Annotated in this window: 11 protein-coding genes and 1 pseudogene; 4 read left to right on the top strand and 8 right to left on the bottom strand. The window is 42.5% G+C overall.

Annotation, left to right across the window (positions count from 1 at the left end; all coding sequences use genetic code 11):
* Window positions 1-143: 143 nt before the first annotated feature.
* The 4 genes and pseudogenes from BT_RS01545 to BT_RS01560 form a co-directional block, all read left to right on the top strand.
* Window positions 144-1487: a hypothetical protein gene (locus BT_RS01545; RefSeq protein WP_008766149.1), complete on the top strand. Its 1344-nt coding sequence runs from the start codon at window positions 144-146 to the stop codon at window positions 1485-1487.
* 33 nt (window positions 1488-1520) lie between these two features.
* A complete protein-coding gene (locus tag BT_RS01550) occupies window positions 1521-3125 on the top strand; it encodes an OmpP1/FadL family transporter (RefSeq protein ID WP_008760612.1) in 1605 nt (534 codons plus the stop codon).
* A gap of 312 nt (window positions 3126-3437) precedes the next feature.
* Window positions 3438-6626 carry a SusC/RagA family TonB-linked outer membrane protein gene (locus tag BT_RS01555; protein WP_008766148.1) on the top strand — a complete coding sequence of 1063 codons (3189 nt, stop codon included), beginning with the start codon at window positions 3438-3440 and terminating at the stop codon, window positions 6624-6626.
* A gap of 145 nt (window positions 6627-6771) precedes the next feature.
* Window positions 6772-8211: pseudogene (locus BT_RS01560) on the top strand (SusD/RagB family nutrient-binding outer membrane lipoprotein); the annotation flags it as partial.
* Window positions 8212-8386: 175 nt separating this feature from the next.
* On the opposite strand, the gene BT_RS01565 reads toward BT_RS01560, so the two are convergent.
* From BT_RS01565 to BT_RS01600, 8 genes are all read right to left on the bottom strand, one after another.
* The gene (locus BT_RS01565) at window positions 8387-9190 is read right to left on the bottom strand and encodes a fimbrillin family protein (RefSeq protein ID WP_008766146.1); all 804 of its coding nucleotides are present in this window, start codon (window positions 9188-9190) and stop codon (window positions 8387-8389) included.
* 37 nt (window positions 9191-9227) lie between these two features.
* On the bottom strand, window positions 9228-9698 hold the full coding sequence (locus tag BT_RS01570) for a nucleoside deaminase (RefSeq protein ID WP_008760614.1): 471 nt from the start codon (window positions 9696-9698) through the stop codon (window positions 9228-9230).
* Between the two features lie 121 nt (window positions 9699-9819).
* Window positions 9820-10806: a Gfo/Idh/MocA family protein gene (locus BT_RS01575; RefSeq protein WP_008760615.1), complete on the bottom strand. Its 987-nt coding sequence runs from the start codon at window positions 10804-10806 to the stop codon at window positions 9820-9822.
* A 113-nt stretch (window positions 10807-10919) separates the two neighbouring features.
* The gene (locus BT_RS01580; RefSeq protein WP_011107199.1) at window positions 10920-11822 is read right to left on the bottom strand and encodes a hypothetical protein; all 903 of its coding nucleotides are present in this window, start codon (window positions 11820-11822) and stop codon (window positions 10920-10922) included.
* A 23-nt stretch (window positions 11823-11845) separates the two neighbouring features.
* Complete coding sequence (locus BT_RS01585) at window positions 11846-12292, bottom strand: DUF6108 family protein (protein WP_032841026.1); 447 nt, start codon at window positions 12290-12292, stop codon at window positions 11846-11848.
* A 28-nt stretch (window positions 12293-12320) separates the two neighbouring features.
* The gene (locus BT_RS01590) at window positions 12321-12782 is read right to left on the bottom strand and encodes a hypothetical protein (protein ID WP_011107200.1); all 462 of its coding nucleotides are present in this window, start codon (window positions 12780-12782) and stop codon (window positions 12321-12323) included.
* Window positions 12779-13300, bottom strand: coding sequence for an RNA polymerase sigma factor (locus BT_RS01595; RefSeq protein WP_008760619.1), 522 nt, complete (start codon window positions 13298-13300; stop codon window positions 12779-12781). The genes BT_RS01590 and BT_RS01595 overlap by 4 nt, the downstream gene beginning before the upstream one ends.
* Window positions 13301-13742: 442 nt before the next feature.
* The gene (locus tag BT_RS01600) at window positions 13743-14582 is read right to left on the bottom strand and encodes a transporter substrate-binding domain-containing protein (protein ID WP_011107201.1); all 840 of its coding nucleotides are present in this window, start codon (window positions 14580-14582) and stop codon (window positions 13743-13745) included.
* Window positions 14583-14595: the final 13 nt, after the last annotated feature.

Here is a 14595-nt window from a genome sequence, read left to right on the forward strand (position 1 = left end):
TTAATTTGGTGAATCTTTTGCAAAGATAGTTAGAAATAGGGATTTCCCTATTATCCTTTGGGGAAAATCTCCCTAGAGTGGCGAATCTCTTCCTTATCTTTGTAATGTGAATAAGTTTAAGTAATTACATAAACCGAGATGATATGAAAAAGATTGTTTATTTCTTGCTAATTGCTTTATGCCTCCCTATAGGCTTGATGGCACAAAGCGTTGATGACGACCTTTATTTCGTACCTTCTAAAGACAAAAAGGAGAAGAAAGAAACGACTCCGGAAAAGAAGGAACCGAGAAAGCAAGTCACGACCAACATCTATACATCACCGGGCACTACCGTTGTAGTTCAGGACCGCAAGGGAAAAACACGGGATGTGGATGAATATAACCGCCGTTATGACGCTCGTGAGAATGAATTCGTAATGGAAAACGATACCTTATATATAAAAGAGAAAGCTCAGCCAGACTTGGAAGGAGAATGGGTAACCGGTGAATTTGATGGTTCGCAAGAGGACTATGAATATGCTGAACGTATTATCCGTTTCCGTAATCCACGTTTTGCTATCAGCATTAGCAGTCCACTCTATTGGGACGTTGTTTACGGACCTAATTCATGGAACTGGAATGTATATACTGATGGTATGTACGCTTATGCTTTCCCGACATTTAGTAATCCGCTTTGGTGGGATTGGCGTTACAACTCCTACGGTTGGGGATGGAACTATGGCTGGGGATGGAATCGTCCTTACTATGGTTGGGGATATTACCCGGGTTCATGGGGCGGCTGGTATGGTGGCTACTGGGGTGGCTTCTATGGCGGCGGTTATTGGGGACATCATCACCACTGGGGTGGTGGTCCTAGCTGGGGCTGGGGCGGTGGTCATAGAGACATGCTATACACCAATCGTCGTTCTCCTAACAGGAGTGTTAACCGTACTACCAATGGTACCAGATATACCTCTAACCGTTATCAGTCTTCTCGTCCTTCATCAGTTCGTACATCTTCGAATAGAACAACTTCGGGACGTGTAGTAGGAACCAGAGAGAATAGTACACGGACAGGAGTAAGTACAAGAACTAGTTCTTCTCGCAGAGATACCTATACTCGTCCGAGCAGTACTCGTACCAGCACATCTTCGGGTATGAATCGTAGTAGTAGCACTCGTACTTCTTCTTCAAGAAGTGAAGGTACTTATAATAGGGGATCTTCTTCTAGAAGTAGCGGAACTTATTCAAGAGGAAGTAGTAGTTATACACCTAGTCGCTCTAGTAGCTCTCGAACATATACTCCTAGCAGTAGTAACCGTTCTAGTAGTAGTTCTCGAACATATACTCCTAGTAGCAGTAGTCGTTCTAGTAGTTCCAGTTCTTATTCTCCTAGTAGCAGTTCTTCTCGTTCTAGTGGTTCTTCGTATGGAGGCGGAAGTAGTAGCAGTAGTCGTGGAAGTTCTTCCGGTGGTGGAGGTTCAGCTAGAGGCGGTAGCAGGAGATAAAACTATAGCATATAATAATATTTAAGGAAACGTATGAAAAAGAAAATAAATATAGCTGCACTTGCTCTTATTATGGTGGCAAGTGCAAGCGCCCAGACAATATACGATGGTGCTAAGTTTACGCAGAAGGATTTGAATGGAACTGCCCGTTTTGTAGGAATGGGAGGAGCAATGGGTGCACTAGGAGGAGATATTTCTACTATGGGGACAAATCCGGCTGGTATTGGTATATATCGTAGTAATGATATAATGGGAACTTTCGGCTTTTCTTCTTTTGGTTCGGAGAGTAAATATGAAGGATCAAAGTTTAATGTTGATAAGACTCGTGGATCATTTGATAATATAGGATTTGTGTTTTCTTCTAAAATTGGAAATCAGACCGCTTTGCGTTATGTGAATTTTGGATTCAGTTACACTCGTTCCAAGTCATTTGATAAGTATATGACAATGGAAGGTTTGATTAATCTGGGGCCTGGAGGAACAATTCTTTCTCAGACTAATCAAATGACGAATCAAGCGAACACTATGATTAAAGCGAATGGTGACTTTATCAGTAAGTTAGCTGATGATAAGATTAATCTGTTTACTGATAGTCAGACTGGCTGGCTGGCTGCTATCGGCTGGAATGGATATTTATATAATGAAAATGAAGATAAAAATGGCTATATAGGTTATTTACCTCAACCATATTCATGGTATGATGGACATGAAAAAGGAGGAATCAATCAGTATGATTTTAATGTTGCTTTTAATATAAGTGATCGTGTTTATTTAGGATTGACCATTGGTGCTTACGATGTTAATTACTCAAAGATTTCTACTTATGGAGAGGAGTATGGGGAATATATTGTAGAAAATGTGAATTATGGTACTCCAAGTTATGAAATGACTACTGAGAATAAAATAGATGGTTCAGGTGTGGATTTTAAGTTTGGAGCTATCGTGCGTCCATTTGAAGACTCTCCATTCCGTATTGGTGTTTCTGTTCATACTCCTACATTTTATAATTTGAAAATTAAAACGAATGTTAGAGCAGTGACATATACCCCTGATTTTGACTCTAAAAAATTAAGTGAGGCTGTTGTAGATTCTTATGATTTTACGAATGGTGTTGATTATGGATATGACTTCCGTTTCCGTACACCATGGAAATATAATTTAAGTCTTGGGTATACTTATGGATCATCTTTCGCTATTGGAGCAGAATATGAATATCAGGATTACTCCGCTATGCATTTTAGTTATTCGGATGGAGAAGCAATGGGATGGCAGAATCCTACAGCAAAAGAAATGTTGAAAGGTGTGAATACTTTCCGTATCGGTGCTGAGTGGAAAGTTATTCCTCAATTTGCTTTTCGTTTAGGCTATAATTATATGTCAGCAGCATTCAAAAAAACAGCTTTTAAAGATTTGAGCTACAATTCAATTAATACGGATACGGATTTTGCGAATGCAAAAGCAAATAATAATTATACATTAGGTATCGGTTATAGAGGATCGACTTTTTACGCAGACTTGGCTTACATGTATAGTACTTATAAGGAAGATTTCTATCCATTTGATGATGGAGCTTTAAAAAAGACTGATGTGACAAATAGCCGTAGTAAAGTGATGATGACTTTAGGTTTACGCTTTTAATTAGAAACTGTTTTCAATTTCAATAATAACTTTTGTGTGTTAGAGTCCCTGGAATGCTGAGTGTCTACAGCAGTTCCAGGGATTTCTTTATTATCTTTTCATTTAATGCCAAAGAAGGTTCATTCTGTTTTGAATATTGTAATTTTGTTAGCCGATATAATTATTCTTTTTGTTTAAAGAAAAAAAACTACTTATTTTCTTGTTATTTAAAATAAATTCATATTTTTGTAATCGTAGTCAGAACCAAACTATGAAATATTGACGTCCTCTCTACACACAGACAATTTTTATTAACCTTAAAAGAGCAGTATTATGTTTAAACCACTCAAATCAGTAAGTGTGCTGTTGCTCTTGTTTGCCATGCCGGCAGCAATTTCCTATGCAGCCTCTGAGAATGGAGCAACAAGTGTGAGTGTCACACAGCAAAACGGTACGTGTAAAGGTGTAGTAAAAGACAAGGCAGGTGAAGCGGTTATTGGAGCTTCAGTTGTAGTCAAGGGTACTACAAATGGTGTAATTACCGACTTGGACGGTAATTTTGTTCTTTCCAATGTTCCTGATGGAGCAACGATTCAAATCTCTTATGTAGGTTATACCCCACAGGAAGTGAAGTTCACGGGTAAACCTTTAGACATTACCTTACAGGAAGATACGCAGACACTCGATGAAGTTGTAGTGACAGCTTTGGGGATTAAGCGTCAGAAAAGGTCCCTCGGCTATTCTACAACGACAGTAGGAGGAAAAGATTTCACGGAAGCTCGTACAACGAACATTGGTAACGCACTTTCCGGTAAGATTGCCGGTGTTTCCGTTTCCGGAAATGCAACAGGTCCGGGTGGTAGTAGCCGTGTCGTAATTCGTGGTAATGCTTCTTTGACGGGAAACAACCAGCCGCTTTATGTTATCGACGGTGTTCCGTTTGATAATACTAATATTGGTAGTGCAGGTCAATGGGGAGGTAAAGATATGGGCGATGGTTTGTCAAGTATCAATCCGGATGATATTGCAGATATTCAAGTGTTGAAAGGTGCTGCTGCATCTGCTCTTTATGGATATCGTGGTGGTAACGGTGCTATCTTGATTACTACTAAATCCGGTCAGAAAGGAAAACCGGTCTCCGTTGAATTTAACAATAACTTGGCTTTTGATGTGATTTATGATTACCGCGATTTCCAGAATGTCTACGGGCAAGGAACTCAGGGTAACCGTCCGCTTTCTGCAGATGTGGCAAAAGCAACGGAAACATCCAGCTGGGGTGAAGTAATGGATGGAAAAAAAGCAGTAAACTTCTTGGGGAACGAATATGCCTATTCTCCTGTAGATAACTGGAAGAACTTCTATCGTACTGGGATTAACAATACAACAACTTTGGCAGTAAGTGGTGCTTCCGATAAGATATCCTATCGTTTTGGTGTTTCCAATATGGCGGTAAAGGGGATACTTCCCAATTCCAGCATCAGTCAGCAAGGTATCAATATGAATACGACTTATGACATTTCTTCAAAAGTTCATTTAATGGTGAATGCCAACTACGTATTCGACAAGAATAAAGGTCGTTCTAACTTGTCCGATGGTAACAGTAACACGAATGCCGCACTTCTTTATCATGCCAATTCATTTGATATCCGTTGGATGGAACGTGAAAATCCGGATTGTGACTGGGGTACCGGTGCTGACGGCAAAGAGTTGTTAGGCGGTACGAACGGTTATTTCAATAATCCGTATTGGTTGCAGTACAGGGTTACTAATGAAACCAACCGTAATCGTCTGACTGGTGGTATGACTTTGAAGTATGATATCTTTGACTGGTTATACATTCAGGGTGCTGTGACACGTGACGGTTATAATCTGGAATATTCCGAAGTGAAGCCAATCGGTTCCGCTTCTCCGGAAGATCCACGCGGTTATATAAAGGAATACACTCAGAACTTCTCTGAAATGAACCTGAACTATTTGATCGGATTCAATAAGACATTCGGAGACTGGAGTGTCGGTGCTACTTTCGGTGGAAACCGTCAGAGAAATATTACAAAGAAATACGGTCTGGATGATAAGGCCTCTTCATTCTTTGTGCCCGATTTTTATTCAAGTAGCAACACTGCGAAGCATGTGTATAAGAAAGAATATACAGAATATCGGGTAAATTCAATCTATGGTACTGCAGACCTTGGTTATAAGAATCAGGTATTCTTAAATTTAACCGGACGTAATGACTGGTTCTCTACACTGGACCCGGATAATAATCATTATTTCTATCCTTCTATCGGTATGTCATGGGTATTTAGTGATACATTCAAGACTCCTGACTGGTTTACTTTCGGAAAGGTGCGTGCATCTTATGCAGCTGCATCCAACGGAACCAAAGCATATCAGAATCTTCTTACCTATAAAGTAGATAATTACCAATCGAACGGACAGCCTGTAGTAACGATCAATAACTCGACCGTACCTAACAAAGGACTGAAACCGGTTCAGATTTCCGAATGGGAAATTGGTTTGAATCTCTCTTTCTTGGATAATCGCCTGTCATTGGATGCTGCATATTATGTAAAAACAACCAAAGATGATATCGTGCAGGTAACCACCAGTGGTGCGTCCGGTTTTGAATCAGCTATCCAGAATGTCGGAGAAATCAGAAATAATGGTGTGGAAGTAATGGTGAATGCCGTTCCTGTTCATACAAAGGACTTTAACTGGAATTCTACATTCAATATCGCTTATAACAGCAGTGATGTGAAATACCTGGGAATAGACGGAACGGGAGAAAAGATAAAGAGACTTACTCTTGACGGAGCCAATTCACGTGTAGGTAGTGTTTCTGTTCAGAATATCTTGGGGCATCCTTATGGTGAATTAGTAGGTTATGAATACAAACGTACTTCGGATGGACAAGTTATTTTTGAAAACGGTCTTCCTGTACACTCAGACGAGGTACAGGTATTAGGAAACGGCGTTTATAAGGTAACCGGTGGATGGCGCAATGAGTTTACTTACAAAAACATAACTCTTTCTTTCCTGATTGACTTCAAGGCAGGAGCTAAGATGTTCTCCGGAACCAATCTGTCTCTTTACAGCAACGGTCTGCACAAGAATACTTTGCAGGGACGTGGTGCTGACGGTAAAGGAACAATGGTGGGCAATGGTGTAATGTCTGATGGTAAGGGGGGCTATGTGAAGAATACCGTAGCCGTTTCTGCACAAGACTACTGGCAGGCTATTACCAGTCAGAATATTGCTGAAGAGTTTGTTTATAATGCGAGTTTTATAAAACTGCGCGAACTGTCAGTCGGATATACTTTGCCGCAGGCATGGTTGAATAAGCAGACACTTATAAAGGGGGTAACCCTTTCTTTAGTCGGTCGTAACCTTTGGACTATATTGAAGCATACGGATAATATTGATCCGGAATCTGCTTATAATAACGGTAATGCTCAAGGTCTGGAATTGAACGGATATCCTGCCACGAGAAATGTGGGATTCAATGTAAATGTTAAGTTCTAACATCTTAAATACTGTAACAATGAAAAAGTTTACTTTATATATATTGACGGCTTTTGGTCTGATGGGATTAGCGACGAGCTGTAATGACTTTGGGGATGTGAATAACGACCCTATGAACCTGAATCCCGGAGTGGTGGATTATAAAATGGAATTTACTCAGGTTGAAGCACAGATATGTGGCTCCGACTGGGACGTGTGGCGTAATGGCTGTATCTACACAGCCAACATGATACAGCATACGGCTAGTGTAGATTGGGCGTATGGAGTTTTCTATACATGGAACGATCAGTATAGTGGTGCTTATTGGGGAGGATTCTATTCTGGTGGGCGTGCAGCTATTCGTAATATTATAGATGTGATGAATAATTGGGAAGGAAATCCCGCTTATGCGAATGAATATCAGATGTGCCGCATTCTGAAAGCATATATGTTCCAGAATATGACTGACCTTTATGGAGACGTTCCTTATTCTGAAGCAGGGCAGGGGTATTCTACCAATCCGATTCCGTATCCTAAATATGATACACAAGAAGCAATCTATAATGATCTGCTGAAAGAACTCGATGAAGCACAAGCTGCATTAAGCACTTCTGCCGGTAATACGATAGGGGCTGCCGACGTTATCTATAACGGTGATGCTGCGAAATGGAAGAAATTTGCAAACTCACTGATGCTCCGGGTAGCCATGCGCCTGACCAAAGTAGCTCCTGATAAAGCGAAAACATGGGTAGCTAAAGCGGTTTCGAATGGCTTGTTCGTAAGCAACGATGATAATGCGATCGTCAGACATACCAATGGTTCACCAAGCGATGACTCTGCCGAACCTTACGGAAAAGTATTTTCCAGTCTGGATACTCAGGCGTTCTATATCAGCGAAACATTTATAAACATCCTTCAGGACGATCCTCGTCTTCCTCTGATTGCTACAGTTTGTACCAGAGATCCTAAACCGGGATGGGGAGATGCTGATTTTGATTTAGGTGACAACACGGCTGCTAAGCAGAAAGGTATGCCGGTTGGTTATGATGTGTCAGGAGGAGACTGGGATTTGAGTAAAGCTCCAAGCTATCAGGTTGATTGGAGAAAAGCATATTCTGTTCCTAACCGTACAGTTTATGCACGCCCGGATTCACCCTCTATGCTTGTCACTCATGCCGATGGATTATTATTGGCTGATGCAGTGAAACGTGGACTCTATACAGGAGATGCAGAAAATTTTATAGAGATGGAGTAACTGCTGCCATGAAACAATTCTCCTATTATGAAAAAGCCTCAGCTACGATTACAGATGATGCGATAACTGCCTATCTGAATGCTAATCCATTGGATGCTGATACGGAAAAAGCGCTGGAACAGATTAATACGGAATATTATATCCATACGTTCTGTAATGAGTATGAAGCTTTTGCAAATTGGCGTCGTACTGGATATCCCAAATTAACCCCGGCTCGAAATGCAGCCAGCTATCCTAACAATGTGACAAATGGAGAGATTCCTCGTCGTTTCATTTATCCGACAAGTGAAATAACAGCTAATCCTGTTAATTACAATGATGCCGTTAAGAGACTTAGCGGAGGCGATAAGATGACATCACGCGTATGGTGGGATAAGTAATAAAGTGTTATAAATAAGTCGGTCGGCTCTTGGGGACTGACCGGCTTATTATATAGTTTTTAGGTCTAAATAAAAGAACGGGATTCATACGAATCCCGTTCTTTATATTTATATAATCTGCAAGATTGTCTTTAAGTGCAATCTTCTTATCTGTACAATGGAACATTGCCATCAATAATACCGCCTCCGAATTTTTTTGATAATCTGACAGAAAGTGTGCTTCCGGCTTTTAAATCAAGATCTTCCACTGCACTGATCTTCTGAGTGACTCCTCCGACAGTGATTGTTCCTATTTCCTCTCCAGCATTGATCTTTTGCGGGAGAACATTGGTAGTAACGCCTTCGGATACTTTCTTTACTTCGATATTCTCTGACAGCGCATTTTCGTTGATTTCTATGGTACCGTTCAATAAATCCTGCGTACCTTCGTTTTTCAGGCTGAGCTCAACTTTAGCTTCGCCTTCATACGGACGATCGTTCTCATCAAGTATAATAACCGGCACGGTCATTCGTTTGAATTTCAGCGATACATTCTGGCTGCCCGGAGCTGCTTCCGCTGTTCCGAACAAGTGCTCCTGACCTCCTTTTAAATAGCGTTTGTTACCGCCTGATCTGGTAGCGGCTTCGTCTGTCAATGCCGGATAGTGGGCGTAGAAGGTTACTGTGCCTGTGGCAGTTCCTATTTCGTTCCATGCGCGGCTGTCTTTGCCAACAATAAACGGAGTATAGTCCTGACCGGAGGCAGCCATGGAGATAACTTCTCCTGTAGTGATGCTATTTCTGGCAGGGAACAGATCATTGCTGGTACGGGTGAGCGGGTCAGAGAGAGCGTCGTCGATAGAGATAGAGAAGTTGGTTGCTTCTTTACTTGTTTCTTGCAGTTCATCCTGTTGCTGACAACTGAACAAACATCCTGCGGCTAGAAGAATCAAAAAGTTTTTTCTTTTCATTTTACTAAGTATTAGTGAGTTTAAGTGAGATTAGATGCTAATATTCTACTTTGTCTTCTTTGGACATCCAGGCTTCAAAGGCTGTAATGGCTTCGTTGTGCAATAATACTTCCGAGGGAAGTTTTCTGTCGGCAGGTTTTAGAGCCAGCTCATCATAAATAAAGGAATCGTCAAAACCGATGTTTTTGGCATCTGTCTTGTTGTTCCCATAATACATTTTGTCCAGTCGTGCCCAATAGATGGCACCCAGACACATCGGGCAAGGTTCGCATGAAGTATAGATTTCGTATCCGCTGAGGTTGAATGTTCCCAGTTTCGCGGCTGCGGCACGTATGGCACTAACTTCGGCATGAGCAGTGGGATCACATGAAGAGGTTACTCTGTTGACTCCTGTAGCTATAATTTCTCCTTCTTTTGTTGCAATGACAGCTCCGAACGGGCCTCCACCATTAGCAACATTTTCCTTCGAAAGCTCTATTGCTTTCCTCATTAGTTCTTCTTTGGTCATAGTTATAAAAAATAAATATCGTTAGTTTTGCTTTTATTGCTACCTTTCGCAAATATAAAGAAAACTAACGATAGAATAAAGTGATTAAATTATTTTAAGAAACAAACGAGGGAGCATTATCTTAGAGCTTCCCTAATATTTTGTCCATTACCCAGTTAGTCAAGGTAGCACTTTCTCCGTCGCATGAGCAGACTGACTTACCGAGCAGATGATCTACTACTGCCTGAATAAGAGGTTGTTGAACATGCTCAGGATTACCGATACAGATTTCCTCCCGGCCGCGTTCGGTGTGCAGACCAATCGGCTCGTACGTAAAGACAGAGAAGCAGATCATACCTTTATCTCCGATAATTTCGATGCGGTCTTCGCGGGCGGAATCATGGGCAACAAAGCACCATGAACCACTGCCGACCAATCCGTTGTCGAACTGGAAGCAGGCGCTCAGCGTATCTTCGGCAGGATAAAGCCCTCCACGATTGCTCTTATATCCGCTGGCTTCGAGGATGCAGCCGAACATATCTTGCAGCAAGTCGATCTGATGCGGGGCGAGGTCATAGAAGTAACCGCCACCGGCAATATCAGCCTGTACACGCCAAGGAAGATTTTCACGGTTGTAATCCAAATCACGTGGCGGCTGTGCAAAGCGGACTTGTACGTTTATGACATTACCGATAGAACCGTTCTCTACCATTTCTTTCACTTTCTGAAAGTAGGGGAGATAGCGGCGGTAATATGCGACGAAACAGGGAACACCCGTTTCCTTAGAAATACGGTTGATGCGTGTACACTCCTCATAAGTGACAGCCATTGGTTTTTCAATATAGGCAGGCTTGCCTGCTTTCATAGCCATAATGGCGTATGTAGCGTGTGAAGAAGGAGGAGTGGCGATATAAATGGCATTTACTTCCGGATCGTCTATCAGTTCCTGAGCGTCATCATACCATTTTCTGATTCCTCTTTCTTTCGCATAAGCCTTTGCTTTGGCGCCATCACGGCTCATTACAGCTACTACTTCAGAATGTTCTACCTTTTGAAAGGCGGGGCCACTTTTGGTTTTGGTTACTTCTCCGCAGCCGATGAAGCCCCATTTAATCATCTTTTCACTCATAATATACCTATTGTGCTTGTTTTAACAACTCCCAAAGATAAAGCTATTTTTTATTAAGAACAACTTTATTGATTGTTAACTGTCAGAAATAGGCAAGGGTCTGAGTTTTTACTTTACCAGTACCAGCATACGCCGAAAGAGAACGGATAAAGTTCGGGACCTTTGTTCTTCTCAAAGAGTCCGTAGGTAGAGTAACGCATATACACGCCTAAGTCCGCATAACCGGCTTGTGCTAGTAAGTTGATACCTAGCGGGCGTCCGTTCAGTCCCTTGTCAATCGTCTTCTTCGATCCGTTGACTTTGGCTTTGGATCTGAATCCGTGACGTATTTCGGCTTCGGGACCTACAGCAAAGAACAAAGGACCTTTGCCGTTGAGCCGTGTTTGCCATTCGATGGAGAGCGGAATGCGGAAGTAGAAATAGCGCAGACGGCTTTTGCTGTACTCTATAGGCTCTTCCGCCTCCATGCCGGAATAAATTTCGGTCACTCCGTCTATTTCACGAAAAGCATCATTGCCGTCCAGGCGCATACTGCGGTATCCCCATCCTAGTCCGATGGTGATCCCCCAGTTATAGGTAGGTGCAAAAGCGTGCGAACCGGTAAACAGATTGCCGCCTATCTCCCATGAATGACTGGTGTTGAGGTCGGCACCGTTCGACGGATTGAATGAGAGGAAGTCATTGGACAGTCGGGTGTAGCCGATGTAGAATCCGCCGGCATGTGGCTCGAACCTGTTTCTCTTGTTGTTTTTCTTCGAGAAGGGGAGAGCGCTCAGCACGGTACGGCTTTCCGTACTCTGCCCGTTCAGGTAGACTCCTTCGAAGATTTGCGCGTTTGTTATCGTATCTCCGCCGGATGCGCTTTCGTAGAGTTTCACTTTAATCTTGTCGCCTTGTTCCTTGATCACGATCTTCCGTCCGTTGACGTAAAGTGTTGTATCCTGCGGTGTACTTTCATTTTGTGCCATTCCGCTCATTGGAGCTATCATGAGCCATAGTAATAATAGTTTTTTCATATTCGTATTTCTTTATCTGTTTTTTATTCTTTCTTCATGAATAACATGGTGATCAGGTCGTCGGCATCCAGTTCTCCTTCGATATAGATAAGGGTAGCCGAATCTTTCTTTCCGGTTTTGAAGAGGATAAAGCGGTTCACATCCTCCTTGAGCTGGGGAAGCTGGTAATAGCCGGACTTGATTTGCCCGTTGGAAACCACTTCTTTCACCTTCTTTGCTTTCTTCTTGTCGGCTTCCAGGCAACGGAGAATCGTAGGTAGTGCATCGCTGGCATCCTTGAACACAAGACTTTTATAGAGAGTCATCTGGTAAGTTTCCAGCATTTCATTGGATAGCTCTACCATAGTTACCCCTTTTTGCTTTCCGTACTTCTGAAAGACGGTAGCAATCTGTAGTCCCTGTTGGGCGGCCGCATGGGCGGCGAATGTAAGTAACAGGGCGATTAGTGTGGTACGAATGATTTTATTCATCATAATTATATGCTGTTTTTATATTATATTATTCATCAAATAAAGTAGCGAACACTTCCTCCTCGCTGAGGCTGACGTCACGGAAGGCGACCATCGCCTGTTCGCGGATTAAATGAACGTCCGTATATTCCTTACCGTCAATGATTACATAGTTGGCCGGTGCAGGGGATAGATGACGGTAGATACCGGAGATGCCTACGAGTAGCAGTATGGCGGCAGCGGCAGCACTGAGACTGTAAGTCAGATACTGTCTGATCGTTTTTGTCTTTTTCTCGAATGGGGCGAGTTCTGGCATTTCGACGGCATTACCTATACCGGAGATTTCCGGAAGTTCCTTCTGTTCCGCTTCGAAGAAAGCGAACACCGGGCGATATACCTCCAGATGTTCCGGTACGAGCCCTTCGGCAAAGAAACGTCGTAGTCTGCGCTCTTCCTCGCAGGTGGTTTCTCCTTCGAAATATTTGTTTAGCAAGGTTTCTATATCTTTCATGCTTTGTTCCTCCTTTTTCGTTCTTGTATCGTTTGCAAATAGACTTCCCTTACTTTCTTGCGGGCCCTCGACAGATTACTGCGGATGGCTTCTGCGTTGCAGCCGGTGATTTCGGCAATCTCTTCCGTCTCGTACTCTTCGATGTCTTTCATGCGAATAATCGTTCGTTGCAGCGTAGGCAGGGAGTCGATAATTTCCCGCATCAATCTGAACTCATCTTTCTCTTCCAGCAGTCGCTCCGGAGTAGCCGAAGGGGTGGGAGCCTGTACACGGTCGAGTGATAGAGTGTCCGGTCGTTTGGCACGCCACATATCCATGCAGAGATGATGCGTCATGGTCATGGCTACGGCTTCGATACTTCTGTACTCGTCTAGCTTCTGGCGCAGATTCCACAGCTTCAGCATGACTTCCTGTACGGCATCTTCCGCATCCGAAGGATCATCTGTCATCCTTCGGGCGTAGTTCAGCAGCTTGTCTCGAAGGGGTACAACGGTTATTTTAAATTGTTTCAGTTCCATTTACACTGATAAGACGGTGGCGGATTAAAAACGTGACATCGAAAAGGGAATTTTTTTCAAAAGTAGAGCAAATTTTTGTCAAGAGCAACTTTATTGATTGTTAACTCTTGGGAGCTGTCCGGAAACAGAGCTTCTGTTTTGGGATAACAAAGCATCGGTTTATGGATAACAAAGCATCTGATTAATCATAACAAAGCATCTAATTAGTCATAAGATACTATGTTAAGTATGGTAACAAACGAGGTAAAACGGACTAAGCTCGGGGGTAAAATGAGCAAAAAGCTGGGAAAAAGGCTGATTTTCATTCATTGTAACAAAAAGAAAGGAGGGAACTGTGATTCCCTCCTTTACGTGTAGTTTAACTGAAACTACTTTATGATTACGTTGACAAAGATACGACATTCAAATGCGAAAGTCAAGTCTTCGGCGTATTATTTTTTATCTATTTATCACCATAGTATTTCCGGTAAATCTTTTGATACTCTTTTTCTTTTTGGAATTTATCCAGCCATGTATTCAAACTATCGAGCAATGCGGGTGATTGCTTGCTGACTGCCCATGAGTAGAATTGAGTAAAACTGATTGCGGTATTGATATCTACCTGAGGCAATGAATCTGCCACTGCACGGGCAATGCTTTCATCACAGACGGCATAATCGATATCTCCATGAGCAACTAACGAAATCAACTGCTCTGAACCGTATTTCTCTATTTCCTTTATATAAATAGTATCTCCGATTTCATTTCCCAGATTCTGAATACGTAGAATAGAAGGCGAGCCTTTTACCACATGAAGTGTCTTTTGGGCAAGGTCCAATTGGTTTCGGATATAAAGTGAATCATTCTCCCCGTTCGCTTTTCGTTGCACCAGCACCTGCTTGTTGAGTATGATGGGGGAGGTGAGAAGCAGAGAATCTTTCAGTTCGCTGGTTGCCAGTATTCCGTAGGCTATGACATCGTAGCGTCCGTCGCTTAATCCTCTCAGCCGTTCGTCGAAGCTCATGACAGGAGTGATTTCAGTTTTCAGCCCCTTGTCACGTGCGAACGCTTCTATCAGTTCATAATGGAATCCGGAGACAGTGTCACTGTCTACATAGAAACTGATTGAATTATATTCGGTGGCTACATGCAGGATGCCTTCTTTGGCGATGGCTGCATAATCACGCGGATGCCCCAGAGGTTTTTCTTGCTTACCGCAATAGCGGACAGAGAAGATGAGTGCCAGTACAATGACTACCGGCAACAGATATCTGAATAGTCTCAATTTCGGGTGCGTTTTCATAAATCATAGAGGT

The sequence above is a fragment of the Bacteroides thetaiotaomicron VPI-5482 genome (genome assembly GCF_000011065.1).
Classification (GTDB): domain Bacteria; phylum Bacteroidota; class Bacteroidia; order Bacteroidales; family Bacteroidaceae; genus Bacteroides; species Bacteroides thetaiotaomicron.

Coding starts and splice junctions, on each gene's coding strand:
- BT_RS01545 (WP_008766149.1), top strand. CDS start 144: ATGAAAAAGATTGTTTATTTCTTGCTAATTGCTTTATGCCTCCCTATA.
- BT_RS01550 (WP_008760612.1), top strand. CDS start 1,521: ATGAAAAAGAAAATAAATATAGCTGCACTTGCTCTTATTATGGTGGCA.
- BT_RS01555 (WP_008766148.1), top strand. CDS start 3,438: ATGTTTAAACCACTCAAATCAGTAAGTGTGCTGTTGCTCTTGTTTGCC.
- BT_RS01565 (WP_008766146.1), bottom strand. CDS start 9,190: ATGAAAAGAAAAAACTTTTTGATTCTTCTAGCCGCAGGATGTTTGTTC.
- BT_RS01570 (WP_008760614.1), bottom strand. CDS start 9,698: ATGACCAAAGAAGAACTAATGAGGAAAGCAATAGAGCTTTCGAAGGAA.
- BT_RS01575 (WP_008760615.1), bottom strand. CDS start 10,806: ATGAGTGAAAAGATGATTAAATGGGGCTTCATCGGCTGCGGAGAAGTA.
- BT_RS01580 (WP_011107199.1), bottom strand. CDS start 11,822: ATGAAAAAACTATTATTACTATGGCTCATGATAGCTCCAATGAGCGGA.
- BT_RS01585 (WP_032841026.1), bottom strand. CDS start 12,292: ATGAATAAAATCATTCGTACCACACTAATCGCCCTGTTACTTACATTC.
- BT_RS01590 (WP_011107200.1), bottom strand. CDS start 12,782: ATGAAAGATATAGAAACCTTGCTAAACAAATATTTCGAAGGAGAAACC.
- BT_RS01595 (WP_008760619.1), bottom strand. CDS start 13,300: ATGGAACTGAAACAATTTAAAATAACCGTTGTACCCCTTCGAGACAAG.
- BT_RS01600 (WP_011107201.1), bottom strand. CDS start 14,582: ATGAAAACGCACCCGAAATTGAGACTATTCAGATATCTGTTGCCGGTA.